Raw genomic sequence first — 21933 nt, forward strand, 5'->3', positions numbered from 1 at the left:
TGCCTTCGAGTCGGGGGAGTGGCTGACAGGATGGGCGACATGAGCGCCGTCCTCACTGAGCCTAGCCACGGTCCCCGGGCCACCGAGGACCAGGTGCGGCGGGCCCCGAAGGTGCTGCTGCACGACCATCTCGACGGAGGACTCCGGCCGCAGACCATCATCGAGCTGGCCGCCGAGATCGGGCATCCCCTCCCCGCGGGCACCGCGGACGCGCTGGGCGCCTGGTTCACCGAGAGCGCGGACTCCGGGTCCCTCGAGCGCTACCTGGAGACCTTCGACCACACCGTCGCGGTGATGCAGACGGCTCCGGCGCTGGCCCGGGTGGCCCGGGAGTGCGTCGAGGACCTCGCCGCCGACGGGGTCGTCTACGCCGAGGTGCGCTACGCCCCCGAGCAGCACGTCACAGGTGGGCTGAGCCTGGACGAGGTCGTCGCGGCGGTGCAGGCCGGCTTCGAGGAGGGGATGGCGGCTGCCCCGGCGGACGGAGGCCGACCCATCCAGGTGCGGCAGCTGCTCACGGCGATGCGCCACCAGGCCCGCTCCCGCGAGATCGCCGAGCTGGCGGTCGCCTGGCGCGACCGGGGTGTCGCCGGCTTCGACATCGCCGGCGCCGAGGCGGGCTACCCGCCCACCCGACACCTGGACGCCTTCGAATACCTCCAGCGCGAGAACGCGCACTTCACCATCCACGCCGGCGAGGGGTTCGGGCTGCCGTCCATCTGGGAGGCCATCCAGTGGTGCGGCGCCGACCGGCTCGGCCACGGCGTCCGGATCATCGACGACATCAAGGTCGCCGCCGACGGCTCGGTCGAGCTCGGCCGGCTCGCCGCCTACGTCCGGGACATGCGGATCCCGCTGGAGATGTGCCCCCACTCCAACGTGCAGACCGGCGCCGCCGACTCGATCGCCGACCACCCGATCGGGCTGCTCACCCGGCTCCGCTTCCGGGTCACCGTCAACACCGACAACCGGCTGATGAGCGGCACGTCGATGAGCAAGGAGCTCACCTCGCTGGTGGACGCGTTCGGCTACGGCGTGCGTGACCTCGAGTGGTTCGCGGTCAACGCCATGAAGTCCGCGTTCCTGCCCTTCGACGAGCGGCTCGCGCTGATCAGCGAGGTGATCAAGCCCGCGTACGCCGCCCTGGCGGCCGAGGCCGCGGGCGGCCCGGTCGGCACGCTCAACGCGGGCTGACGTCGAACCAGAGCCGGTCCCAGCGGCCGAACGTCAGGGCCCTCGACTTGACCGAGGCGCGCGTCATCTCGACCCGGGCCCCGCGGGCCGGGTCGTAGACCCACAGCGCGTCGTCGTCGGCGCGGCCGACGACGAGGACGACGTGCCGGGGCAGCCAGGCGTTGCCGACGTAGAGGCCGACCGGGCGGCCCGCGTCGACGCCGGTCGCCGCCCGGTCGAACGCCGAGCCGGGTCGGAGCACCGCGACGCGCCACCTGTAGCTGCGAGCGGGGGCGCCGGGGCCTGAGACCGCCGACAGCTCGCGGGCGACGGCCCACGGCGGGGTTCCGAGCGCGCGGGGCCAGGGCACCTGGAGCCGTCCCCCGACGAGGGCGCTGGTCGCTCGCCGGTGCGTGGTCAGCACGTCGCTGGCGAACCGATCGTCCTGGGCGTCCCGCACCGCGTCGGCGTAGGACCTGTCGAGCAGCATGCGCGCTGCCACCACGGCACTGGGTCCGCAGCTGCGCTGGTCGGGCTGCCGCATCCGGGCCCAGGGCAGGTCGGTCACGCCACCCCTTGTGCCTGGCGCCGGATCTCGGCTGCCGCCTCCTCGGGGCTGACCGGTGTGCAGCCGTGCGCGACGATCTCTGCGACCAGGCGCCGCTGCTCGCGCAGGAGGGCGAACCCGCGGCGCACCAGGACCAGGGGCGGCTTGCGGTGCTCGCGCAGATCGCGGGTCAGCCGGCGCCAGAAGGTGACGAGCGGATGCTGCCTGACGCAGTAGGCCGCGGCCAGCAGCCCCGCCTGGCCGCAGGGCCCCACGACCTGGTGGGCGAAGATGCCCTCTGCGACGAACAGCGGCGAGCCCTCGAGGTCGAGGACCTGGGAGCCCCATCTGCCGTCGCGCGCGATCTCGTAGATCGGGACCTCGGCCCGGCTGTCCCGGCAGAGCTCCGTGAGCGCGGCGAGCGCGTCCTCGAGGAGCCAGGATGCCGGGTCGTCCCAGTCCACGACGCCGGCGTTGGCACCCTCGGTGATCAGCGGCAGCGTCGGGTCACCGGCGCTCTTGTAGAAGTCATCGAGCCGCAGCACGGGGAGCCCGGACCGTTCGGCGAGCCGCGACTTCCCGGCCCCGGACGGGCCGGCGAGCACGATGACGCGGGCGGACACGGGTCATAGTCTCGCCCAGACCCGTCTCGGCGGCGTAGGGGAGGTCAAGCGGACTGCGGCGTCCACTCTCCGGGGTCGTTGATGACGTCGGAGTTGCCCTCCTCGACCATCGGCCAGCGGTTCTGGGGGAGACCGCGGGCGCCGTTGGCGAGCTGCTGCCAGCTGTTGGCGCCCGTCGTCGCCTGCTCGATCAGGTAGGCGGTCAGGATGTTGCCCAGGTCGATGATGTTCTGCCAGACGATCGAGGCCGTCGTGAAGATGGCCGGCACCTCGAAGGTGAGGATGGCGTCGGCCTCGGAGGCCGCGGCGAAGATGCTGAGCAGGTCCGCGCCCCAGCTGAGGAACTCCGTGGTGAGGTCGAGCCACAGGCTGAGGATCTGGTTGGCCACGCCCGAGGTCAGGGTCGCGCCGGCGTCCATGGCCAGAGAGAAGTCGCGGAGCGCGCCGTCCTGGGTGGTTGCGACGGTTCGGTAGTTCTCCCAGGCGAAGCCGCTCCAGTAGCCGGACAGCAGCGTCAGCTTCTGGGCCATGTCGCCCTCGGTGTAGATCTGCGCCTTCACCTCGTTGAACGCCCTGGAGTAGTCGAGGAGGTTCAGCGGCCGGCCCGCGAGGTCGCCCACGGCGTCCCACACGTTGTCGATGAGCTCGCCGATCACCCGCTCGGTCTCGGGCAGGATCTCGTCGTTCCACTTGTCGATGGCCCGGTCGATGACGTTGCTGTCGAACGGGTTGATGAACGACACGAAGTCGGCGAAGCTCCCGGCCGCGCCGTTCAGCATGTCGACGATCCGGTCGAGCTCGTCGTAGAGGTCGTCGAGGAAGTCCTGGAACGTGTCTCCGACTGTGTCTTGGAGCGCCTCGAAGGTCTGGACGGTCACTCGGTCACCTCACGTTGTTCATCGGGTCGAGCTGGGCCATCGACGTGGCGGCCGTGCTGTCGACGCCGTCGTAGTCGTTGGCCGTCGAGACCAACGCCGCGTGCAGGTAGCGGAACGTGTCGCCTGCGTCGCCGAGCGCCGAGTGCATGTCGTTGGTCCACGTGTTGTAGTGGTCGGCGACGTTGTTGAGCCCGGCGAGGAAGCCGAAGTCGTCGCCCTGCCCCACACCCGGCAGGATGGTGGCCGCGGCGGAGTCCGCCTCGCTCGCCTTCGTGGTCCAGAACTCTGCGTGGGTGCGGAGCTGGTCGCTCTGCACCCGGAACGATCCGCGGTCGGTCATGCGGGGTCACTCCTTCGTGAGTAGGCGTCGAGGAACGCCTCGGTGAGTGCCCCCGAGAGCCGGGGGGCCGTGGTCTGGGCCAGCCAGCCGGGATCCGCCGTGACCACGCCGCGGGGATTGGCCGGAGCCAGGGTCACCGTGACGCAGTCGTTGTCGGACCGGCCGGTGACCGGGCGGGACAGACGCGCCGATGACCGCGGCTGGTGCCGCACCTGGTGTCGCTCCAGCCGTTCCGGTGTCGCGCGCGCTGACACCCTCCGCACTCGGCGTGCGACCGGGCGGGGCGCGCCGGGAAGAGCGTCCGGGGGAAGAGCATCCGGGGACGGGGTCACCCGGGTCGCCAGTGCGTTGCGGTAGGCGCCGGCCAGGGCCTGGTTGAGCGACGCGTCGGTGCGCAGCCCATCGGCGACGTGCACCTGGACCGCCACCACCCGCAACAAGGGATCGATGGTCACGCGCACCGACCCGTCGGGCGCGGCGCCGGTGCTCGGCTCGTCGCTGGCGTAGACGCCTGTGGTGTCAGTGGCACGGAGCCCTTCGAGGCGGACCTGGTCGTCCGGGGCGAGCTGGGTCATGGCCCGTTACTGCCCGACCCGCCTGTCGACGAAACCTCGCAGTTCTGGCGGGCTCCTGGGGTTTCGTGACCCGGGTCAAGGGGCAGACACCGGTCCATGAGGACTCCTGTGGTCGCGGCTGTTGCGGCCGCGATCGGCTGCCTGGCAGGCGTTGTCGCCACCGTCGTCATCGTCGACCCTGACCAACAGGCCTCAGGTGTCTCGGCCACACGGGACCGGCCCGTGGACTGTGCGTCGGTCATCTCCGGCGAGGTGCTGACCGCCCTCGGCTGGGACGACGCGGCCCGCGCCGAGGAGCGGCTGGGCCGGTGCGAATGGGCCGGAGACGCGGGCAATATCACCGCAGGGCCGCGGTCCGACACGACCTATGTCGAGGCGTGCGACGAGGCAAGGGGCAAGACCGGCTACCAGGCCAGCACCTCGTGGCTGGAGGCACCCGCGATCCCGGACGGGTGCGTGGTGGTCAACGAGGCGGGGATCGGCCTCTACGAGGTGCTCGCGCAGCAGGGCGACGAACTGGTGCAGATTCGGGTCGCCGTGCTCGAGCAGAGACCTGTCGATGCCATCCGGGCCGCCCTGGTCCAGCTGGTTGAGGGGACGGCCTCGGCGTTCTCGTGACGCGCTTCAGACACCCATCGGGTGCCAGACCGTCTTGGTCTCGAGGAACGCGGTCATCGGTGTGAGGCCGGGATCGGCCGTCCAGTCCGGCTCCGCGTCGGGTGCCCGCCGGACCCGCTTGAGGTTGTCGGCGGCCGCCCGCTCGAGCTCGGTGGCGAGCTCCGGCTCACCGGCGACGCCGGTCAGGTCGATCGCGTTGACGTCGAGGTGCGAGGCGAGCCAGGGCGCCACGGTCGCCGCGGAGCCGGTCAGCAGGTTGACCACGCCGCCGGGCAGGTCGGAGGTCGCCAGGACCTCGCCGAGAGCCACGGCCGGCAGCGGCCGCTCGTAGGACGTCACGACGACCACCGTGTTGCCGGTGACGATCGTCGGTGCCACGACACTGACCAGCCCGAGCAGCGACGAGCCCTGGGGCGCCAGCACCGCGACCACTCCGGTGGGCTCGGGCGTCGACAGGTTGAAGAACGGCCCGGCGACCGGGTTGGCGTTGCCGACGACCTGGGTGACCTTGTCGGCCCAGCCGGCATACCAGACCAGCCGGTCGACGGTGGCGTCGACGACCTTGTCAGCCCGGGCGGCTGTCAGTCCCTCAGCCTGCCGGACGGTCTCGACGAACTGGGAGCGCCGGTCCTCCAGCATCTCGGCGACCCGGTAGAGGATCTGTCCGCGGTTGTAGGCCGTGCGCCCCGACCAACCGGGGAAGGCGCTGCGGGCAGCGACCACGGCGTCCCGGGCGTCCTTGCGTGACGCGAGCGACGCGTTGGCCACGAACCGGCCCTTGCTGTCGGTCACCTCGTAGGAGTGGCCGGACTCGGAGCGGGGGAACTTGCCGCCGATGTAGAGCTTGGCGGTCTTGCGTACGTCGATGCGGTCGCTCACTTGAGGTATCCCTCCAGGCCGTGGCGGCCGCCCTCGCGGCCGTAGCCCGACTCCTTGTAGCCGCCGAAGGGGCTGGTCGGGTCGAACTTGTTGAACGTGTTGGCCCACACCACACCGGCCCGGAGCTGGCTGGCGACCTGGAGGATGCGGGACCCCTTCTCGGTCCAGATGCCGGCCGAGAGGCCGAACGGCGAGTTGTTGGCCTTGGCGACCGCCTCGGACGGGGTGCGGAACGTGAGGACGGAGAGGACCGGGCCGAAGATCTCCTCGCGGGCGATCCGGTGGGCCTGGCTGACACCGGTGAAGATGGTCGGCGGGAACCAGTAGCCCTTGGCCGGCAGGTCGCACGCGACCGCCCAGCGCTCGGCGCCCTCGGCGTCCCCGACCTCGGAGAGCTCGCGGATCCGGGCCAGCTGCTCGGCGGAGTTGATGGCGCCGATGTCGGTGTTCTTGTCGAGCGGGTCGCCCATCCGCAGCGTCGACATCCGGCGCTTGAGCCGCTCGAGCACCTCGTCGGCCACCGACTCCTGGACCAGGAGCCGAGAGCCGGCGCAGCACACGTGACCCTGGTTGAAGAAGATGCCGTCGACGATGCCCTCGACGGCCTGGTCGACCGGCGCGTCGGCGAAGACGATGTTGGCTGCCTTGCCGCCCAGCTCGAGGGTGACCTTCTTGCGGGTGCCGGCGACGGCCTTCGCGATCGCCCGGCCGACGTCGGTCGAGCCGGTGAACGCCACCTTGTCGACGTCGGGATGCGCCACCAGCGCGCGGCCGGTGTCCCCGGCGCCGGTGACGATGTTGACCACGCCCGGGGGCAGGTCGGCCTGCTGGCAGATCTCCGCGAACAGCAACGCTGTCAGCGGGGTGGTCTCGGCCGGCTTGAGGACCACGGTGTTGCCGCAGGCGAGCGCCGGGGCGATCTTCCAGGCCAGCATCAGCAGCGGGAAGTTCCACGGGATGACCTGGCCGGCAACGCCGAGCGGCGTGGTGCCGTAGCCGGAGTACTCCAGCTTGTCGGCCCAGCCTGCGTAGTAGAAGAAGTGCGCCGCCGCGATCGGCACGTCGACGTCGCGGGACTCCTTGATCGGCTTGCCGTTGTCGATCGACTCCAGGACCGCGATCTCGCGGGACCGTTCCTGGATGATCCGCGCGATCCGGAAGAGGTATTTCGCCCGCTCCGCGCCGGGCATCCGGCCCCAGGTCTTGAATGCCCGGCGGGCGGCCCTGACCGCCACGTCGATGTCGGCGTCGTCGGCCTCGGCGATCTCGGCGAGCACCTCCTCCGACGCCGGGTTGACGGTCTTGAACGCATGGCCGTGGCCGTCGACGAAGTCACCGTCGATGAACAGGCCGTAGGAAGGCTTGATGTCGACGATCGCCCGTGACTCGGGGGCCGGGGCGTACTCGAAGGGGCCAGGTGTGGTCGAAGTGGTGGTCATCGCTACCTCAGTCCAGCGTCACGTAGTCGGGGCCGCTGTAGTGGCCGGTGGCCAGCTTGCTGCGCTGCATGAGCAGGTCGTTGAGCAGGGTGGAGGCGCCGAACCGGAACCAGTCCGGGTCGAGCCAGTCGGGGCCGGCCACCTCGTTGACCGTGACGAGGTACTTGATCGCGTCCTTGCTCGTCCTGATCCCGCCGGCGGGCTTGACTCCCACCATCTGGCCGGTGGCCTCGCGGAAGTCCCGGACCGCCTCCAGCATGACCAGGGTGACCGGCAGGGTGGCGGCCGGCTGCACCTTGCCCGTCGACGTCTTGATGAAGTGGCCGCCGGCGAGCATCGAGAGCCACGAGGCCCGGCGGACGTTGTCGTAGGTCTGCAGCTCGCCGGTCTCCATGATCACCTTGAGATGGGCGCTGGACCCGTCCGGCCGGACGCAGGCCTCGCGCACGGCGACGATCTCCTCGAACACCTGGAGGTAGCGGCCGGAGAGGAACGCGCCCCGATCGATGACCATGTCGATCTCGTCGGCGCCGGCCTCGACGGCGTCGCGGGTGTCGGCGAGCTTGATGTCCAGGGCCGCCCGGCCGCTGGGGAACGCCGTCGCGACCGAGGCGACGTGGACACCGCTGTCGCCCAGGGCCTCCTTGGCCGTCGCGACCATGTCGGGGTAGACGCAGATCGCGGCGGTGGAGGGGCAGGTCGGGTCTGTCGGGTCGGGCCGCACCGCCTTGGCGCACAGCGTGCGCACCTTGCCGTGGGTGTCCTGGCCCTCCAGGGTGGTCAGGTCGACCATCCGGATCGCCAGGTCCACGGCGTACGCCTTGGCGGTGGTCTTGATCGACCGCGTGCTCAGCCCCGCCGCGCGCGTCTCGGCGCCGACCTGGTCGACGCCGGGCAGCCCCTCGAGGAAGCGCCGGAGGGTCGCGTCGGAGTGGGTGACGTCCGCCAGGTCGGTGTGCGGTGATCCCGCCGCGAGCGTGGGGGTGGTGCTCATCGAGCCAGCATAGGCTGGCGGGTGTGGCCGACGAATCCCTCGAGGACCTCGAGCACTTCGCGCCGACCGGCGGTCGGATCGTGGGGGTTCTGGGGCTGCTGATCGCCGCCGGCGTCGCCGGACTGTGGGTGGGGGACCGCGATGGGGTGCCGGCACCGGTCGCGGCGGGCGCGTTGGTCGGCGGGGTCCTGGCCTGGGCCTCGCTGCTCCGCCCCCGGGTGTCGGTCTCCCGCGACACCCTGCACCTGCGGAACATGCTGGAGACGATCCATGTCCCCCTGGCCGCCATCGACCAGCTCGTCGTGCGGCAGGTGCTGGCGGTGCGAGTCGGGGAGAAGAGGTTCGTCAGCCCCGCTGTCGGGCGCAAGCTCCGCAAGGCCATGCGCGGGAAGCGGCCCGATCACGTCTTCCTGCCCCGTCTGCCCGACAGGCTGGACGACGCCGTCGGCCCGGCGGCAGCCCCCGAACGACCGCCCACGACCGTCGACTACGCCGACCATGTGGAGGAGCGGCTTCGCGAGCGGATCGCCGACGCCAGGACCCGGCACGGCGTCCGCGCCTACTCCGACGAGGCGGCGGCGCTGGCTCGCGACGTACGACGGCAGCCGTCCTGGCCGGAGATCGTGGCTCTGGTGCTCAGCACGGCGTTGCTCGTGGTGACGGTGGTCCGCTGAGTTCACGTCCGCGGGCTACAGCCCCAGGGCGACCCCGATGTCGTGCTTGAGCGCGTCGAGCCGGGTCGCCGCGGAGATCCTCGCCGCCTCGACGCCTGACTGCCCGTCCGCCGGTACGACGACTTCGAGGTAGCACTTGAGCTTGGGCTCGGTGCCGCTCGGTCGCACCACCACGCGGGCGCCCTCGGCGAGTCGGAACCGCAGGCCCTCGGTCGGCGGAAGCCCGGTCGTCTCCAGGCTGCCGAGCGCCAGGTCGTCGACCCCCTCCACGGCGAACCCGCCGAGCGACTCGGGCGTCGTGGCGCGAAGCCGGGCCATGGCCTGGCTGATCAGGGAGATGTCGGCGACCCGCACCGCCAGCTGGTCGGTCGCGTGCAGGCCGTGCGCGAGCGCCAGGTCGTCGAGCACGTCGAGCAGGCTGCGTCCGGCGGCCTTGGTCTCCGCGGCCAGCTCGCAGAGCAGCAGCAGCGCCGAGACGCCGTCCTTGTCCTTCACGTGCTCGGGGTCGCAGCAGTAGCCGAGCGCCTCCTCGTAGCCGTAGGCGAGCCCGGGGACCCGGCCGATCCACTTGAACCCGGTCAGTGTCTCGACGTAGGGCTGGCCGGCGGCGCGCGCCATCGTGCCCAGCAGCGTCGAGGACACGATCGTGGTGGCGAAGGTGCCGGTGCGACCTCGCTGGAGCAGGTGGTGTCCGAGCAGGGCGCCCACCTCGTCGCCACGGAGCATCCGCCAGCCGCTCGGGGTGGGGACGGCAGCGGCGCAGCGGTCCGCGTCCGGGTCGTTGGCGACCACGAGGTCCGCGTCGTGCTCGGCGGCCAGGGCCATCGCCAGGTCCATCGCCCCCGGCTCCTCCGGGTTGGGGAACGCGACCGTGGGGAAGTCCGGGTCGGGGCGCTCCTGCTGGCTCACCACCCGCGGTGCCTCGAACCCGGCCGTCTCGAGCACCTGGACCACCGAGGTGCCTCCCACGCCGTGCAGCGGGGTGTAGACGAGTCGCAGGTCTCGTGGCCCGTCCCCGGCCAGGTCGGCGACGTCGTCGAGGTAGTGGTCGACGATGTCCTCGCCCAGGGTCCGGGCGTCGGTGCCACGGGGCAGGTCGGTCACCGAGCCGACAGCGGCGATCCGGGCCGCGATCTCCGCGTCCGCGGGCGGGACGATCTGGCTGCCGTCACCGAGATAGACCTTGTAGCCGTTGTCCTGCGGGGGGTTGTGGCTCGCGGTGACCATCACGCCGGCGGCGCACCCCAGCTCGCGGATGCAGTAGGCGAGCACCGGCGTCGGCAGCGGCCGGGGGAGGAGCCACACCGGGATCCCGGCACCGGTCATCACCTCGGCGGTGTCCCGGGCGAAGTCGTCGCTGCGGTGCCGGGCGTCGAAGCCGACCACGACGGGCCCCGTCGCGCCGGTGTCCTTGAGGTAGGCCGCGAGACCGGCGGCCGCGCGGCTCACGACAGCCCGGTTCATCCGGTTGGGACCGGCCCCGACCGCGCCGCGCAGGCCGGCGGTGCCGAACTCCAGCGTTCCGTCGAAGCGGCCCGCGAGATCGGCCAAGGCGCCTGCGTCACCGGCGCCGACCGCGTCCAGGACGTCCGCGAGCTCGGCTCGGTCTCGCTCGTCGGGGTCGTCGGCGATCCAGGCGCGGGCCCGGGCAACGAGGCTCTCGGTGTCGGTGGTGGCTCCCATGGGGGCACCCTAGGACTTGTGACTGCGAAGCCGGCCGTGGGCGAGCTGATCGCCGGCCTGGCCGAGCGGCTCGGTGTGCCGGCGTTCGTCTCGGTGTGCACCGACCTGATGGGCGGCGCCGAGCGGGAGACGTACGTCGAGGAGCTGCGCTGTCTCACCGGGCACAACTGGCAGCCAGGTGACACAGTGTTCGACCGCGACTCCTGGCAGGACTACTGGGTGCGCACCTGGGGCGCCCGTGGCCTGCTGCACGTCTGGCACGACAGCGCCGCCCCCGCCGTCGTCGCCGGGCTCGCCGACGAGCACTGGCGGCCGGCCGAGATGTGCCTCAAGGTCGTCGCTCGTCACGACGTCGCGGGTGCGGGTGACGGGGCCGCCGCGCTGCTGAGTCACGAGCTGCCGCGGGTGCGGGCCCAGGCACTCCGGGCGCTCGGGGTGGTAGGCGACACCGAGCACGTCGAGCTGGTGCGAGCCAGGCTCGAGGACCGGGAGGAGTGGGTGCGGCGCCAGGCAGCGCGAGCCGTCGAACAGCTGGGAACGCGGCTGGACGGCGATCGGGACCCGTGGCTCGCGGGCTCGTGACGCGCAACGAGCGGCTTGGGACAGGAGATGGGACGGCGGGGCTGGACCCGTGGATGACGCTAGCGGTCGATGGTTGTCTGAGGTCGGTCCGAAGACGGACCTCTCTCCCGCGGATCTCCTGCCATGGATCTGTAGAGCCGCATCTCGTCGCGGTAGCGATATGGGAGCGGCACACCCGAGTCCGCAGCGGCGGCCGCATACGCCTCCAACGCCTCCGCCAGATCCGCGCACCGCTGCTGCCGGTCGAACCTGTTGGTCCAGATGCCGGTGCCGCTTCGGCCGGCACGAACCCCAGCCCGAGCCTGGTTGACGTTGGACAACAGGTGCACCAGCAATCGGTCATTGCGCTGCCGCGGTGTGGGCATGGTGCCATCTCTTTCAGTCGGCGCTAGTGGCGATCAGTGACTTCGGCTTGCTACACACCAGGTTTTTCCCTCTTGGCCTCGGCCGACAGGGTCAGCAGCTGTCCTTGCAGGTATTCGTCGACGTGTTGCTGGTCTTGTCGTCGCTTCCGAAGGGTGGCGCAGCCTTCGGCCGCGTTGGTCCGGGCGGTGTGCTGGCCGGTGAGTCTGGCGAGATACCGCAGGGTATGGGTGATTCTCTGGCGCATTGGTCGGCGGTCCTTCTGGGTGTTGGTTCATCTGCGAACGCGTCCTGCCCCTGGAGGGCTGGCGCGTGGTCGGGGGTTGATGTGCGGGGACACACATCTGCGTGAGCGGTGCCCCCGCACCCCCATTGCCCGCACCCATTGCGAGGATGCGGAGTCTCATGACCGGGTTCGGTCACCGGTCGGGAGGTGTTCGGCGTCGTTCGGCATCGCCTGGCTCAGGGTTGGTGTGGCGGAGCTGGACCTCGAGCCATCGGGTCAGCGTGCGGTGCCGTCGCTCGGCCTGTGGATCCGCATCGTCGATGCCCTGGACGAGTGTCTTGGCGAGTGTGTGGAGGGGGGTACGGGTCTGCCGAGCCCATCGGACCATCAATGAGAAGGCCTGGAAGGAGTCCATTCCGTAGCGCTGCATCAACGCGCCCTTGGCGCGCTCGATGGTGGCGCGGTTGGCGTCAATCGCGCGGCGTTCGGGAACGTGGCACTCAGAGGTAGCGGTCCAGGCCGAGTCTCGCCATTGGAGCAGTGCGTCGAACAAGCGGGTATCGGGGTGGCGGGAATCGTTCGTGGGGAGGAGGAGGCGGTGGACAGGCATTCCGTGTTCCCAGCGGCGCGGAGCTGTTGCGGCGATCCGATCTCAAGCCGCTGGCTGTCATCCCAACCCGATACGTTGAACTTACGCGGACGGCGTTAGCGTGTCCACAGCGGATGCACATCAGTTGTGGCAACCAGCCGCGACTGCGACCGAGGTAGGTCCGGACATGGCATCTCCCGAGAGGTTCCTCCAGCAGCTTGCCGATGCGGCTCGCTCGATGCAGGAGAAGACAAGCACGCAGGAGAGGCTCGACGAGGCCGTCCACATCGCCATCGAGATGATCGAGGGTTGCGATCTTGCCGGGATGTCCATCATCAGTCCGCGCGGTATCGATACGCCTGCTGGGAGCGGCGACGCCCTGAAGCAGCTGGACTCTCTACAGTTCGAGCTGAAGGAGGGGCCTTGTTTCGACGCCCTCCACACGTCGGAGCTCGTGCTCGGCCGCGATCTGGCTACCGACCCTCGCTGGCCCAATTGGGGACCACGTGTCGCCAGGGAGATCGGCGTCGCCAGCATCGTGAGCTACCGGCTCTTCACCGCCGCCGACACCCTCGGTGCGATGAACCTGTACTCCCTCAGGGCCGACGCGTTCGACACCGAGGACATCTACAACGGAGGGGCCCTTGCCGCCCACGTTGCTGTGGCATTGGCGGAAGCGCAGAACGTCACTCACCTTGAGACCGCGATCAACGTCCGCACCGTCATCGGGCGAGCCGAGGGCATCCTGATGGAACGCTTTGACCTCTCCCCGGCTCAGGCTTTCGCGGTACTCCGCCGGGTCTCGCAAGACCGGAACATCAAGCTCAACCGTGTTGCCGAGGAACTCGTCCGGACCAGAGAGACGCCCAACTAGAAGGGGCCGCCGCCCGTGGTCATGCATTTCGACCTGTTGTGGACAGGACCCTCCGAGGGCGGATGTCGATACCCCCACGGCGGCTACTACCTCGTCGACCACACCGGCACCCGAGCCCTCAAAGGCAGCACCGACGACCGGCCACTCGTCCTGGAGATCTACCGCAACCTGCCCGAGACCAGACTCGACTGGGCAGCCTGACCGCCCGGGACGCTAAACCGGTGGCACCAGCGGTGCACGACGGGTCACGCTGGCCTCGATGCCAAGCAGCGACTACTGGGACGCCGAGACCGCGGCACGCTACGACGACTCCTCGGCGTTCATGTTCGAGCCGGACGTCCTCGACCCGGCGGTCGACTTCCTCGCCGAGCTGGCAGGCGAGGGACCCGCTCTCGAGCTCGCCATCGGTACGGGCCGGGTCGCGATCCCTCTGACCGACCGCGGGGTGTCGGTGACCGGTATCGAGCTGTCGCAGCCCATGGCCGACGAGCTCCACAAGAAGCGCTCGGACATCCCCGTCGTGGTGGGTGACATGGCCACCAGCAGGGCGCCGGGAGAGTTCTCGCTCGTCTACGTCGTCTGGAACAGCATCGGCAACCTTCGGTCGCAGGCCGAGCAGGTCGCCTGCTTCACGAACGCCGCCCGGCACCTCGCTCCCGGCGGCCGCTTCGTCATCGAGCTGTGGGTCCCCGGCATCCGGCGGTTCCCACCCGGTCAGGTGGCCGTGCCCTTCCACGTCGGGGAGCGCCACGTCGGCTTCGACACCTACGACATGACGACCCAGCAGGGCACGTCCCACCACTACACCCGCCAGGCTGATGGTTCCGTCGAGTACGGCGCGAGCAACTTCCGCTACATCTGGCCGGCCGAGTGCGACCTGATGGCGCAGCTTGCGGGGATGGAGCTGGAGAGCCGAGCTGCCGACTGGCTCGGGAGCCCGTTCACCAACGACAGCGAGAGCCACGTCTCCGTCTGGCGCAAGCCGCTCTGACGGCGTGGTTCGACACGGGATAACCGGAGGGCGACCGGCTCGTTGTGAACTGGTCTATGCCACTCTCGGAAAGGACCACCATGCGCATCCCGTCCCGTCTCACCGTCTGCTCGGCTGCCGGCGGGCTCGCTCTCGCCGCAGGCCTCGCGAGCAGCCCGAGCCAGGCCATCGTCGGCGGCTACCAGGCCGAGGACGGCGAGTTCCCGTTCATGGCCTCGATCCAGACCAAGGGGTCCTCGGGCACCGACGGCCACTTCTGCGGCGGCTCGGTCGTCGCCCAGCGGTGGGTGCTCACGGCGGCGCACTGCATGGTGGACACCAACCCGGGAGACATCCAGGTCGGTGTGGGCCGGACCAACCTCGACGACCTCTCGACCGGGCAGACCCTGTCGGTCGACCGGATCGTCGTGCACCCCGACTACGAGGACACCGGCACCTTCGACGCGGCACTGATCCACGTCACCACCGACATCGCCGCGCCGGCGATCGCCCTGGTCCCGGTCGGCGAGGACAGCCTCGAGCAGGACGGCGCGGCGCTCACGGTGGCCGGCTGGGGGACCGAGTTCTTCGGCTCGCCGTTCATCCCGGCGGATCTCAAGGCGGTCGACGTCGAAGCCGTCGCGGACCAGAGCTGCACGACGAACGGGCTGATGGGGTTCCAGCCGCAGTCCGAGGTCTGTGCCGAGACGCTGGGTGGTGACTCCTGCCAGGGCGACTCCGGCGGTCCGCTGTTCGGCAACCTCAGCGATGGTCGCCTGGTCCAGGTCGGCATCGTCAGCTACGGACTCGGCTGCGCCGTGCCCGAGTTCCCGGGTGTCTACGGCGAGGTCAACAACCCGTCGATCCACCAGTTCGTCACCTCCACCACGGGAATCAACGCGGCGGCGGCGACGAAGGGCCGCAAGAAGCGCTGAGGCCGGCCCCCTCTCGAGCGGTGCTCAGGTCGCTGGGTCGGTTCCGGTGACGCTCGCTTCCAGGGCCAGGCGGCGCTCGGGGTCGTCGGCCATGCCGCGGTAGTAGACCTGGGCGAAGCTGCCCTTGTGCGACAGCAGCCGAGCGGGAACGCCGAGCACGACACCGCGAGGCGGCACGTCGCGCAGCAGCACGCTGTTGGCACCCACGGAGGCATCGGAGCCGACCTGGATCGGGCCGGCGATCACGGCGCCGGGGCCGACCCACACCCGGTCCCCGAGGACGGGGGTGTCCTCGTGGGCCGGGCCGTCGCCCTGCAACCCCTGGCCGATAGTGACGCTGTGGGAGATCGTGCAGTGGCGGCCGACCCGGACGGGGCCGATGACGATGTGGCCGTCGTGGGGGATCATCAGCCCGGGTCCGAGGTGGGCATGCGGGTCGATCTCGAGACCGGTGACCGCACTGAACACCCGCTGACCGATGAACGACAGCGCGCCGAGCGCCCGGCCGACCACCCGGGGCCGCACCCTGGTGACGAGCGCATGGGTGACCCGGTAGTTCGTCACCGCGAGGAGCTTGAGCGACAGCGGCACGCGCAACCGGGCCAGTGCGCCCGAGTGGCCGTCGCGCTCGGCGATCGCGACGTAGCGGTCGATGTCCTGGCGGATCGCGTCGCGCAGGCTCGCACCCTCGCAGACGCACGTGGCCGGCATGTCTCCCCTTCGCACCAGCGGCAGCTCGTGGTCTGAGCGACCACGGCGCCATTGTCGTGCACGACTCGACCGATGCGCGAAGGACCCCGGCCGATCATGGCGTGTTCGTAGTCATGCACCCAAGCCGCGAGTTCGTCGCACACGCGTGCACGCGGCGGCCTAGAGTCGTGATGTGGAAGCACGGATCCGGTCGGAGCTGGTCGACTTCATCGTCACCAACTTCCTCTTCGGCGACCGTTCACGGTCCCCGCAGGACGGTGACTCCCTCGTAGAGGGCGGCATCATCGACTCCACCGGTGTGCTGGAGCTGATCGAGTTCCTCGAGTCCCAGTTCGGGATCGAGGTCTCCGACGAGGACCCCGTGCCCAGCAACCTCGACACCGTCGCCAACCTCACTCGGTTCGTGCAGCGCAAGCAGGGCCGTGACGAGGGCCGTCCGGCCGGGACCGGGGAACGGCTCACGGGGTGAGCTCCGGGACCAACGCCGCCGACTACCTGCTCGAGCAGGGAGCAGATGGTGACGTTGCCGTCGTCGACGGCGGGCAGCACCACACCTACGCGCAGCTGCGCGTGGCCTGCGGCGCCCTCGCCGCCGAGCTGGCGGAGCTGGGCCTCCCGCCAGGCGGGCGGGTGGGTGTGCTCGGCCCCAACTCCCTGTTCTGGATCGCCGGCTACCTCGCGGCGATGAAGCTCGACCTCGTCGCCGTTCCCTTCTTCGACAAGCTCACCCCGGACGACGTCGCCCGCAACGCCGGACTCGTGCACCTCGACGCCGTGGTCGCCGACCGGCGCGCGCTGCGCCGGTTCGCCTCCGCGTTCGACGCGGACGTCCCGGTCGTCACCGACGAGGCACTCGTCACCCCGCGTGCCCCGCACTGGCCCGAAAGCGAGACGGACCCCGACGGCGACGCTGTCCTGATGTTCACCTCGGGCACGACGGCCGCCCCGCGCGCCGTGCGGGTGACGCATCGCAACATCCGCGCCAACACCGACTCGATCGTCGAATACCTCGGTCTGCGTGCGGACGACCGTGCGCTGGTGATCCTCCCGTTCTCCTACTGCTACGGCGCCTCCCTCCTGCACACCCACCTGCGTGTCGGCGCCCGGCTCGTGCTGTGCCACTCCTTCGTCTACCCCGAGACCGCCATCGACCTGCTGGACCGCGAGGCCTGCACCGTGCTGGCGGGGGTGCCCTCCACCTATCAGCTCCTCCTGCGGGCCAGCAGCTTCGCGTCCCGGCCGCTGCCGTCGCTCAGGCTGGTCCAGCAGGCCGGGGGCAAGCTGTCACCGGTGCTCATCGAGGAGCTGCGGGCCGCCCAGCCTGGAGCGCGCGTGTTCGTGATGTACGGCGCGACCGAGGCCACGGCCCGGCTGTCCTACCTCCCACCCGAGCGCCTCGACGACAAGCTCGGCTCGGTCGGCCGTGGCATCCCCGGCGTCGAACTGAGGGTCCTCGACGAGGAGGGCCGGCAGGTGCCGCCGGGCGTGCGCGGAGAGATCTATGCCCGAGGCGACAACATCAGCCCTGGCTACCTCGACGACCCGGATGCGACGGCGGCCAAGTTCACGTCCCACGGGCTGCGCACCGGCGACGTGGCGGTGGTCGACGACGAGGGGTTCATCTTCATCGTCGACCGGAGCGACGACTTCATCAAGTCGTGGGGCCACCGGATCTCGAGCCAGGAGGTCGAGGCCTGTGCGCTGCGGCTCGACGGCCTTGTCTCGGCCGCCGCGGTCGGTGTCGCCGACGACGATGCGGGCGAGGCGGTCGTCCTGTTCGTCACCCTCCGGCCGGGGGCACAGCTGAGCACCGAGGACGTCTCGGCGTTCATGCGCACCCACCTGCCCAAGCACATGGTGCCCGCGTCCGTCCGCGTCCTGGACGCGCTGCCGCTCACGGTCAACGGCAAGACCGCCAAGGCCCGCCTGCGGGAGATGGCGTCCGGTGCCGAGACGGCGGGGCAGGGAGTTGGCTGACATGGCTGGGATCCGGGTGTTCTTCGGACACCAGTCCGTCGGGCAGAACGTGCTCGACGGCGTCCGGCGCCTGGCCGACCGGGGCGAGCCCGTGCCGGTCGTCCACGACGCCCTCATCGGCGACAACGAGGACCCCCTTTCCAAGATCGCGGACTTCGACACCCGGGTGCGCGGGGGCCTCGGCGCGCAGGTCGACGTCGCCATGATGAAGCTCTGCTACATCGACGTCACCGTCCAGACCGACGTCGACGCCCTCTTCGGGACCTACCGGACGACGCTGTCGGCACTCGAGCGGGACCACCCCACCGTCACCTTCGTGCACGTGACCGTGCCGCTCACGACCGAGCGGAGTGGGCTGTCGAGGCTCCGGGCCAGGCTCACCGGCAACGACCGCTTCGGTCCCGATGAGAACGCCGTCCGCGAGCGGCTGAACGCCCTGATCCGCGACGCCTACGCAGGCCAGCACCTCTTCGACCTCGCCGCGGTGGAGTCGACGAGGCCCGACGGCACCCGGGTGAGCGGCCGGCACGACGGATCCGGCTACTTCGCCCTGTTCGACGGCTACGCGTCGGACCTCGGTCACCTCAATGACGCCGGCGCCGAGGTCGCGGCCGCGGCGTGGCTCAGGACCGTCGCCCGCGCCGCGCGCGGTGGAAGGATCTAGCGATGGCCGCCGTCGAGACCGAGGTGGGGACCGACATCGTGTCCGTCGCCCGGATCGCAGCCCTCGTCGAGGCCCGTGGGTCGACCTTCCTCGACCGGTGGTTCACCCCGACGGAGATCGGCTACTGCACCCGGATGGCCGTGCCCAGCCGCCACCTCGCCGCCCGGATCGCGGCCAAGGAGGCCGTGTCGAAGGCGCTTCCGGTGGAGCTCGACGGCCCGTTGCCGTGGCGGTCGATCGAGATCGTCTCGGGCCCGTCGGGCGCGCCCTCGGTCACGCTGTCAGGGGCACTGCAGGACGCCGCGACGCGGGCCGGCGTACGCGAGATCAAGGTCTCCCTGTCCCACTGCGACGACTACGCCACCGCGACCGCGCTGGTGACGTGGACGGACGGGAGTGGCGGGTGAGCCACGGCCTCGACCCAAGCCTCGACCCTGACCTCGTCACGCAGATCCTCAGCGATGCCGAGGGGCTCCGGGACCCGGACGCCGATCCGGAGCTGGAGGCGGTCAGAACCGCCATCCTGCTCGAGGACTCGCTCGGGATCGTGCTGAGCGACGACGACATCACACCCGCCGTCATGGGTGACCCGGCCGCGGTGGCCGATCTGGTCGAGCGGCGAGGCCACGCCTGATGTGCGGCATCTGCGGGATCGTGTCCACCGGCGCGCCACCCGACCTGGCCCTGCTGCGCCGGATGATGGGCCGGCTCGGCCACCGCGGCCCGGACGGCAACGGCTACTACCGGGACCGGGTCGCCGCGCTCGGCCACAACCGCCTCGCCATCATCGACGCCGCCGGCGGGGCCCAGCCGCTGTCCAACGAGGACGAGACCCTGTGGGTCACCTTCAACGGCGAGATCTTCAACTACGTCGAGCTGCGCGAGGAGCTGCGCGGTCGGGGTCACGAGTTTCGCACCGCGAGCGACACCGAGGTGATCGTGCACGCCTGGGAGGAGTGGGGCCCGGACTGCTTCTCCCGGTTCAACGGACAGTGGGCCCTCGCGCTGTGGGACCGGCGCGAGGAGCGCCTGGTCCTCTCGCGGGACCGGGTCGGGATGCAGCCGCTGTTCTTCGCCCGCACGCCGGGCGGGCTGATGTTCGCATCGGAGGTCAAGGCGCTGTTCGCCGATCCGTCGCTCGAGCGGGCTCTCGACCCGGCCGGGCTCGACCAGACCTTCACCTACTGGTCCACGGTCGCCCCGCGCACGGTCTTCCGCGGCGTCGAGCAGCTCGAGCCGGGACACTTCGCGGTCCTGGACCGCGACGGGCTGCGCACGGCGGCGTACTGGCGCATCTCGTTCCCGGAGCAGGGCCGGGAGCCGGGCCAGGACACACGTGCGAGCGCCGAGGCGCTGCGCGAGAAGCTGCTCGAGGCGACCCGGCTGCGGTTCCTCCGCAGCGACGTCCCGGTCGGCGCCTATCTCTCGGGCGGGCTCGACTCGTCCATCACGGCGGCGGTCATCTCGCACTACACCGACACCCCGCTGCACACGTTCTCGCTGCGGTTCTCCGAGGACGACCTCGACGAGGGGCGCTGGCAGAAGGAGATGGCGGCCCGGCTCGGCACCGAGCACGAGGACGTGGTCGTCTCGCCCGCGGAGATCGCCGACGTGTTCCCCGAGGTGGTCCGGCACACCGAGACCCCCGTGCTGCGGGCGGCGCCGGCACCGCTCTTCCTGCTCGCCAGACTGGTGCGCAACAACGGCTACAAGGTCGTGGTCACCGGCGAGGGCGCCGACGAGGTCCTCGCCGGCTACGACATCTTCCGCGAGGCGCGGGTGCGGCTGTTCTGGGCCCGTGAGCCGGAGTCGGCCAAGCGTGCCCGGGCGGCGGAGCTCCTCTATCCGTGGATGGCCCGTTCGCCCGGCCAGGTGCCGGCGTTCGCGCGCTCGTTCTTCGGCCGCAACCTCGACCCTGCCGACCCGGGCCTCTCGCACAGACCGCGCTGGGACTCGACCGCCGCGCTCAAGGGCCTGCTGTCGGCGGACCTGCGTGCCGAGATCGACCGCGGCGACACCCCGAACGTGGTCGGGTCCATGCCGCCGGGCAGCGCTGAGTGGGACCCGCTGAGCCGTGCTCAGTGGCTGGAGATGACGACCCTGCTCGCCGGCTACATCCTGAGCTCACAGGGCGAGCGGATGCTGATGGCGAGCTCGGTCGAGGGCAGGTTCCCGTTCCTCGACCCGGACGTGGTCGACCTCGCCAACACCCTCCCGGCCCGGCACAAGCTGTTCGGCCTGGAGGAGAAGTATCTGCTCAAGCAGGCTTTCGGCGACCTGGTCCCGTCCGGCATCCTCCGCCGGCCCAAGCAGCCTTACCGTGCGCCGGACGCGGCGAGCTTCTTCGCACCGGGGCGCCCCGCCTGGATCGACGAGCTGACCTCGGAGCGCGAGATCAGGGCGGCGGGCGTCTTCGAGCCGGCGCGGGTGGCGGGCCTGATGGCCAAGGCATCCAGGACCCGGGGCGAGAACATGAGCAACACCGACAACATGCGGGTCCTGGCAGTACTCTCCACGCAGCTGGTCCACGACGCCTTCGTCGAGGGGGACGACTGGTCAGCAGCAGAGCGCGCACTGCCGCCACCGGAGGTCGCCGTCGACCTCGTCACCCACGATGGGAGCGGTCGATGACCACGCCGGCCCCACGCTTCTCCGCAGCGAGCCTGCAGATCGATGCCGAGGCGGAGACGGCGCGGGTCCGCGAGTGCCTGGCCGGCTACCTGCGGGAGTCCAGGCGCAAGGGCGTCGTCGTCGCCCTCTCCGGCGGGATCGACTCCAGCGTCGTCGCGGCATTGTGCGTCGCCGCGCTGGGAAAGGAGCGGGTCTTCGGGCTGCACATGCCCGAGCGCGAGTCCTCGCCCAGGACGCTGACGCTGAGCCGGCTGCTCGCCGACTCGCTCGGCATCGACTCCACGCTCGAGGAGATCTCCCCGATCCTCGAGGCCGCCGGCTGCTACCAGCGACGCGACGACGCGATCCGGATGGTGGTCCCGGACTACGGGCCCGGGTTCCGGTCCAAGATCGTCCTGCCCAGCGTCATCGAGTCCGACAGCTTCCGGCTCTACTCGGTGGTGGTGAAGGCTCCCGACGGCACCGAGACCAAGCACCGCCTCACCCACGACGCCTACCTGGGCATCGTGGCGGCCACGAACTTCAAGCAGCGCGTGCGGAAGATGCTCGAGTACTACCACGCCGACCGGCTCAACTACGTCGTCTCGGGCACCCCCAACCGGCTCGAGTACGACCAGGGGTTCTTCGTGAAGCTCGGCGACGGCTCGGCCGACGTCAAGCCGATCGCCCACCTCTACAAGTCGCAGGTCTACGCCCTGGCCGAGCACCTCGGCGTCCCCGGGGAGATCCGCTGCCGGCCGTCCACGACCGACACCTACTCACTGGCGCAGTCACAGGAGGAGTTCTACTTCTCCCTGCCCTACGAGCGGATGGACCTGTGCCTGTTCGGCAAGAACCACGACGTTCCCGTCGAAGAGGTGGCGGCTGCCACTGACCTGACCGTCGAGCAGGTGCACCGGGTCTACCGCGACATCGACCAGAAGCGCAGCACGACGGCCTACCTGCACCGGGAGCCTCAGCTCGTGGCCGAGGTGCCGGAGGTCTGAAG

Annotated in this window: 26 protein-coding genes; 15 read left to right on the forward strand and 11 right to left on the reverse strand. The window is 70.6% G+C overall.

Annotated elements, in window-relative coordinates:
* The first annotated feature begins 39 nt into the window (after positions 1-39).
* Positions 40-1194, forward strand: coding sequence for an adenosine deaminase (locus ACYVC6_RS13000; protein ID WP_460714687.1), 1155 nt, complete (start codon positions 40-42; stop codon positions 1192-1194).
* Here ACYVC6_RS13000 and ACYVC6_RS13005 read toward each other — a convergent pair.
* From ACYVC6_RS13005 to ACYVC6_RS13025, 5 genes are read right to left on the reverse strand one after another with little or no spacing between them, the layout of a single operon-like run.
* Positions 1181-1741, reverse strand: coding sequence for a cysteine peptidase family C39 domain-containing protein (locus ACYVC6_RS13005; protein ID WP_460714689.1), 561 nt, complete (start codon positions 1739-1741; stop codon positions 1181-1183). The two genes, ACYVC6_RS13000 and ACYVC6_RS13005, sit on opposite strands and share 14 nt — an antisense overlap.
* Positions 1738-2343 carry an ATP-binding protein gene (locus ACYVC6_RS13010; protein ID WP_460714691.1) on the reverse strand — a complete coding sequence of 202 codons (606 nt, stop codon included), beginning with the start codon at positions 2341-2343 and terminating at the stop codon, positions 1738-1740. The genes ACYVC6_RS13005 and ACYVC6_RS13010 overlap by 4 nt, the downstream gene beginning before the upstream one ends.
* A gap of 44 nt (positions 2344-2387) precedes the next feature.
* Positions 2388-3221 carry a hypothetical protein gene (locus tag ACYVC6_RS13015; RefSeq protein ID WP_460714694.1) on the reverse strand — a complete coding sequence of 278 codons (834 nt, stop codon included), beginning with the start codon at positions 3219-3221 and terminating at the stop codon, positions 2388-2390.
* Between the two features lie 4 nt (positions 3222-3225).
* Positions 3226-3561, reverse strand: coding sequence for a hypothetical protein (locus tag ACYVC6_RS13020; RefSeq protein WP_460714696.1), 336 nt, complete (start codon positions 3559-3561; stop codon positions 3226-3228).
* Positions 3558-4136, reverse strand: coding sequence for a hypothetical protein (locus tag ACYVC6_RS13025; RefSeq protein ID WP_460714698.1), 579 nt, complete (start codon positions 4134-4136; stop codon positions 3558-3560). The genes ACYVC6_RS13020 and ACYVC6_RS13025 overlap by 4 nt, the downstream gene beginning before the upstream one ends.
* 96 nt (positions 4137-4232) lie before the next feature.
* On the opposite strand from ACYVC6_RS13025, the gene ACYVC6_RS13030 reads away from it, so the two are divergent.
* The gene (locus tag ACYVC6_RS13030; RefSeq protein ID WP_460714700.1) at positions 4233-4754 is read left to right on the forward strand and encodes a hypothetical protein; all 522 of its coding nucleotides are present in this window, start codon (positions 4233-4235) and stop codon (positions 4752-4754) included.
* 6 nt (positions 4755-4760) lie between these two features.
* On the opposite strand, the gene ACYVC6_RS13035 is transcribed toward ACYVC6_RS13030, so the two are convergent.
* From ACYVC6_RS13035 to deoC, 3 genes are read right to left on the reverse strand one after another with little or no spacing between them, the layout of a single operon-like run.
* Complete coding sequence (locus tag ACYVC6_RS13035) at positions 4761-5633, reverse strand: aldehyde dehydrogenase family protein (protein WP_460714702.1); 873 nt, start codon at positions 5631-5633, stop codon at positions 4761-4763.
* The gene (locus tag ACYVC6_RS13040) at positions 5630-7072 is read right to left on the reverse strand and encodes an aldehyde dehydrogenase family protein (RefSeq protein ID WP_460714704.1); all 1443 of its coding nucleotides are present in this window, start codon (positions 7070-7072) and stop codon (positions 5630-5632) included. The genes ACYVC6_RS13035 and ACYVC6_RS13040 overlap by 4 nt, the downstream gene beginning before the upstream one ends.
* Positions 7073-7079: 7 nt before the next feature.
* Positions 7080-8066 carry a deoxyribose-phosphate aldolase gene (gene deoC / locus ACYVC6_RS13045; protein ID WP_460714706.1) on the reverse strand — a complete coding sequence of 329 codons (987 nt, stop codon included), beginning with the start codon at positions 8064-8066 and terminating at the stop codon, positions 7080-7082.
* Positions 8067-8089: 23 nt separating this feature from the next.
* Here deoC and ACYVC6_RS13050 point away from each other — a divergent pair, with 23 nt between their 5' ends.
* Positions 8090-8740 (forward strand): hypothetical protein, encoded by a 651-nt coding sequence (locus ACYVC6_RS13050; protein WP_460714708.1) that lies wholly within the window; start codon positions 8090-8092, stop codon positions 8738-8740.
* 15 nt (positions 8741-8755) lie between these two features.
* Here ACYVC6_RS13050 and ACYVC6_RS13055 read toward each other — a convergent pair whose 3' ends face one another.
* Positions 8756-10423: a phospho-sugar mutase gene (locus tag ACYVC6_RS13055; protein WP_460714710.1), complete on the reverse strand. Its 1668-nt coding sequence runs from the start codon at positions 10421-10423 to the stop codon at positions 8756-8758.
* Positions 10424-10441: 18 nt separating this feature from the next.
* Between ACYVC6_RS13055 and ACYVC6_RS13060 the strand changes: the two genes are divergently transcribed.
* The gene (locus ACYVC6_RS13060; RefSeq protein ID WP_460714712.1) at positions 10442-11005 is read left to right on the forward strand and encodes a HEAT repeat domain-containing protein; all 564 of its coding nucleotides are present in this window, start codon (positions 10442-10444) and stop codon (positions 11003-11005) included.
* A gap of 782 nt (positions 11006-11787) precedes the next feature.
* Here ACYVC6_RS13060 and ACYVC6_RS13065 read toward each other — a convergent pair.
* The gene (locus ACYVC6_RS13065; RefSeq protein ID WP_460714714.1) at positions 11788-12204 is read right to left on the reverse strand and encodes an ANTAR domain-containing protein; all 417 of its coding nucleotides are present in this window, start codon (positions 12202-12204) and stop codon (positions 11788-11790) included.
* A gap of 166 nt (positions 12205-12370) precedes the next feature.
* Here ACYVC6_RS13065 and ACYVC6_RS13070 point away from each other — a divergent pair, with 166 nt between their 5' ends.
* The 4 genes from ACYVC6_RS13070 (at position 12371) to ACYVC6_RS13085 (ending at position 14962) form a co-directional block, all read left to right on the forward strand.
* A complete protein-coding gene (locus tag ACYVC6_RS13070) occupies positions 12371-13057 on the forward strand; it encodes a GAF and ANTAR domain-containing protein (RefSeq protein WP_460714716.1) in 687 nt (228 codons plus the stop codon).
* A gap of 15 nt (positions 13058-13072) precedes the next feature.
* Positions 13073-13258 carry a hypothetical protein gene (locus ACYVC6_RS13075; protein ID WP_460714718.1) on the forward strand — a complete coding sequence of 62 codons (186 nt, stop codon included), beginning with the start codon at positions 13073-13075 and terminating at the stop codon, positions 13256-13258.
* A 58-nt stretch (positions 13259-13316) separates the two neighbouring features.
* On the forward strand, positions 13317-14048 hold the full coding sequence (locus ACYVC6_RS13080; RefSeq protein ID WP_460714720.1) for a class I SAM-dependent DNA methyltransferase: 732 nt from the start codon (positions 13317-13319) through the stop codon (positions 14046-14048).
* 80 nt (positions 14049-14128) lie between these two features.
* Positions 14129-14962 (forward strand): S1 family peptidase, encoded by an 834-nt coding sequence (locus tag ACYVC6_RS13085; protein ID WP_460714722.1) that lies wholly within the window; start codon positions 14129-14131, stop codon positions 14960-14962.
* Positions 14963-14986: 24 nt separating this feature from the next.
* Here ACYVC6_RS13085 and ACYVC6_RS13090 read toward each other — a convergent pair whose 3' ends face one another.
* Positions 14987-15673, reverse strand: a complete 687-nt coding sequence (locus ACYVC6_RS13090; protein ID WP_460714724.1) for a serine O-acetyltransferase — start codon at positions 15671-15673, stop codon at positions 14987-14989.
* 172 nt (positions 15674-15845) lie between these two features.
* Between ACYVC6_RS13090 and ACYVC6_RS13095 the strand changes: the two genes are divergently transcribed.
* The 7 genes from ACYVC6_RS13095 to nadE are packed head-to-tail and all read left to right on the forward strand — an operon-like array spanning position 15846 to position 21931.
* Positions 15846-16142: an acyl carrier protein gene (locus ACYVC6_RS13095; RefSeq protein ID WP_460714726.1), complete on the forward strand. Its 297-nt coding sequence runs from the start codon at positions 15846-15848 to the stop codon at positions 16140-16142.
* Positions 16139-17650: a class I adenylate-forming enzyme family protein gene (locus tag ACYVC6_RS13100; RefSeq protein ID WP_460714728.1), complete on the forward strand. Its 1512-nt coding sequence runs from the start codon at positions 16139-16141 to the stop codon at positions 17648-17650. The genes ACYVC6_RS13095 and ACYVC6_RS13100 overlap by 4 nt, the downstream gene beginning before the upstream one ends.
* A gap of 1 nt (position 17651) precedes the next feature.
* Positions 17652-18314, forward strand: a complete 663-nt coding sequence (locus tag ACYVC6_RS13105; protein ID WP_460714730.1) for a hypothetical protein — start codon at positions 17652-17654, stop codon at positions 18312-18314.
* Between the two features lie 2 nt (positions 18315-18316).
* On the forward strand, positions 18317-18721 hold the full coding sequence (acpS, locus tag ACYVC6_RS13110; protein WP_460714732.1) for a holo-ACP synthase: 405 nt from the start codon (positions 18317-18319) through the stop codon (positions 18719-18721).
* Entirely contained in the window at positions 18718-18948 is a 231-nt protein-coding gene (locus tag ACYVC6_RS13115; protein WP_460714734.1) for a hypothetical protein, read from the forward strand. The genes acpS and ACYVC6_RS13115 overlap by 4 nt, the downstream gene beginning before the upstream one ends.
* Positions 18948-20945 carry an asparagine synthase (glutamine-hydrolyzing) gene (asnB, locus tag ACYVC6_RS13120; protein WP_460714736.1) on the forward strand — a complete coding sequence of 666 codons (1998 nt, stop codon included), beginning with the start codon at positions 18948-18950 and terminating at the stop codon, positions 20943-20945. The genes ACYVC6_RS13115 and asnB overlap by 1 nt, the downstream gene beginning before the upstream one ends.
* Entirely contained in the window at positions 20942-21931 is a 990-nt protein-coding gene (gene nadE / locus ACYVC6_RS13125) for an NAD(+) synthase (RefSeq protein ID WP_460714738.1), read from the forward strand. The genes asnB and nadE overlap by 4 nt, the downstream gene beginning before the upstream one ends.
* Positions 21932-21933 lie beyond the last annotated feature (2 nt).

It is taken from the genome of Nocardioides dilutus, from assembly GCF_054779555.1.

What these genes read in the sequence shown, in the direction of transcription:
- ACYVC6_RS13030 (WP_460714700.1), top strand. Translation starts at nt 4,233, where the DNA reads ATGAGGACTCCTGTGGTCGCGGCTGTTGCGGCCGCGATCGGCTGCCTG.
- ACYVC6_RS13080 (WP_460714720.1), top strand. Translation starts at nt 13,317, where the DNA reads ATGCCAAGCAGCGACTACTGGGACGCCGAGACCGCGGCACGCTACGAC.
- ACYVC6_RS13055 (WP_460714710.1), bottom strand. Translation starts at nt 10,423, where the DNA reads ATGGGAGCCACCACCGACACCGAGAGCCTCGTTGCCCGGGCCCGCGCC.
- ACYVC6_RS13070 (WP_460714716.1), top strand. Translation starts at nt 12,371, where the DNA reads ATGGCATCTCCCGAGAGGTTCCTCCAGCAGCTTGCCGATGCGGCTCGC.
- ACYVC6_RS13000 (WP_460714687.1), top strand. Translation starts at nt 40, where the DNA reads ATGAGCGCCGTCCTCACTGAGCCTAGCCACGGTCCCCGGGCCACCGAG.
- asnB (WP_460714736.1), top strand. Translation starts at nt 18,948, where the DNA reads ATGTGCGGCATCTGCGGGATCGTGTCCACCGGCGCGCCACCCGACCTG.
- ACYVC6_RS13065 (WP_460714714.1), bottom strand. Translation starts at nt 12,204, where the DNA reads ATGCCTGTCCACCGCCTCCTCCTCCCCACGAACGATTCCCGCCACCCC.
- acpS (WP_460714732.1), top strand. Translation starts at nt 18,317, where the DNA reads ATGGCCGCCGTCGAGACCGAGGTGGGGACCGACATCGTGTCCGTCGCC.
- deoC (WP_460714706.1), bottom strand. Translation starts at nt 8,066, where the DNA reads ATGAGCACCACCCCCACGCTCGCGGCGGGATCACCGCACACCGACCTG.
- ACYVC6_RS13025 (WP_460714698.1), bottom strand. Translation starts at nt 4,136, where the DNA reads ATGACCCAGCTCGCCCCGGACGACCAGGTCCGCCTCGAAGGGCTCCGT.
- ACYVC6_RS13020 (WP_460714696.1), bottom strand. Translation starts at nt 3,561, where the DNA reads ATGACCGACCGCGGATCGTTCCGGGTGCAGAGCGACCAGCTCCGCACC.
- ACYVC6_RS13085 (WP_460714722.1), top strand. Translation starts at nt 14,129, where the DNA reads ATGCGCATCCCGTCCCGTCTCACCGTCTGCTCGGCTGCCGGCGGGCTC.
- ACYVC6_RS13040 (WP_460714704.1), bottom strand. Translation starts at nt 7,072, where the DNA reads ATGACCACCACTTCGACCACACCTGGCCCCTTCGAGTACGCCCCGGCC.
- ACYVC6_RS13105 (WP_460714730.1), top strand. Translation starts at nt 17,652, where the DNA reads ATGGCTGGGATCCGGGTGTTCTTCGGACACCAGTCCGTCGGGCAGAAC.
- ACYVC6_RS13090 (WP_460714724.1), bottom strand. Translation starts at nt 15,673, where the DNA reads ATGCCGGCCACGTGCGTCTGCGAGGGTGCGAGCCTGCGCGACGCGATC.
- nadE (WP_460714738.1), top strand. Translation starts at nt 20,942, where the DNA reads ATGACCACGCCGGCCCCACGCTTCTCCGCAGCGAGCCTGCAGATCGAT.